The sequence below is a fragment of the Nguyenibacter vanlangensis genome, assembly GCF_013376155.1.
GTDB classification, from domain to species: domain Bacteria; phylum Pseudomonadota; class Alphaproteobacteria; order Acetobacterales; family Acetobacteraceae; genus Gluconacetobacter; species Gluconacetobacter vanlangensis.
On sequence record NZ_JABXXP010000748.1, the window covers coordinates 1 to 1311 of the forward strand.

Sequence of the window (1311 nt, forward strand, 5' to 3'; positions counted from 1 at the left end):
GACCCAGGCGGCCTGCTGGCCCAGGGCCATGGCCGCGCGCGGGCCGTGCAATGTGCCCAGCCAGAACCGGCAGGGCAGGTCGCCCAGCCCGGCGAAGGGCTGCAGCAGAAGCAGCGCCTGCGCCTTGTCCGGAAACAGGGCCAGCGGCAGCATGTTGCCCGACAGGATCAGCGACAGCGGCGTGATGACCGCGTTCGCCCCCAGCGGCGAGAGGGTGCGCACCGTCACGATGTTCAGCAGCACGGTGATGCCCGCCGAAAGCGCCAGGCCCAGCAGGATCGACAGGGTGAAGAGGACCTCGTCGGCGGCCGAAGCCGGCGCGTGCAGCGCCCATGCATCCAGCCCGGCCAGCTTCAGCGCCAGCCCGGCGAAGCCCGCCATCAGCACCGCGCGCGGCACCAGCCGCCCGAGGATGCGCGCGGCGGCGCGGCAGAACCACCACCACCAGATATCCACCGGACGCAGCAGGTCGTGCGACACCGCGCCGCTGCGCACGGCCAGCGCGATATCCGGATCGCACCCCCACGGCATCAGGGCCAGCGCGCCCTGCATGATCCAGACATAGGTAACGGTCTGGCGCAGGGTGAACGGCCCGTGGCCCGTTCCCCCATACCCGGCATAGAAGGCGGCATAGATCATGATATTGACCGCCCCCCACCAGCATTGGGTGACGAAGCCGGCCAGTGCCGCGGCGCGGTGGCGCGTCGTCACCTGCCAGCGGGCGCGAAAGGCGGCCAGATAGGGGCGTGCGGCCATCATTCCGCGGCGCCGTGGCGTTCGTAGAAGCGGCTGATCACGTCTTCGATCGACGGGCGGGCGATGCTGATGTCGGCCAGCATGCCCCCGGCCGCGTCCAGCAGCCGGACCAGTTCGGCGGCCGGGACGCGGGCAGGGTCGAAATCCAGTTCCAGCACGCCGTCGCCGTCCGACAGGCGGGTCACGCCGTCCGGCAGCGCGATCGGGGGCACCGTCCCGTCGAAGCTGGCGACCAGCCGCCGGCCCGACAGGGTGGTGGCGCGCAGGGTCTCGAACGGGCTGTCGGCCAGCACCCGCCCATGGCCGATGACGATGACGCGCCGGGCCAGCGCCTCGATGTCGTGCATGTCATGGGTGGTCAGCAGGACGGTCGTCCCCTCCTGCCGGTTGAGGTCGTGGATGAAGGCGCGCACCGCCAGCTTCGACGGCGCGTCCAGGCCGATCGTGGGTTCGTCCAGGATCAGCAGCGGCGGCGCGTGCAGCAGGGCGGCCGCCAGTTCGGCACGCATGCGCTGGCCCAGCGAGAGCTGGCGCACCGGCTGGTCCAGTATGCCC

2 protein-coding genes are annotated in these 1311 nt (G+C 71.5%); both read right to left on the reverse strand.

What is annotated here, in order from left to right; genetic code table 11:
• On the reverse strand, positions 1-759 hold a 759-nt coding region (locus tag HUK84_RS18665), incomplete at its 3' end, for an ABC transporter permease (protein WP_176641561.1).
• A partial coding sequence (locus tag HUK84_RS18670) for an ATP-binding cassette domain-containing protein (protein ID WP_176641562.1) occupies positions 756-1311 on the reverse strand: 556 nt, incomplete at its 5' end. The genes HUK84_RS18665 and HUK84_RS18670, both read right to left, overlap by 4 nt.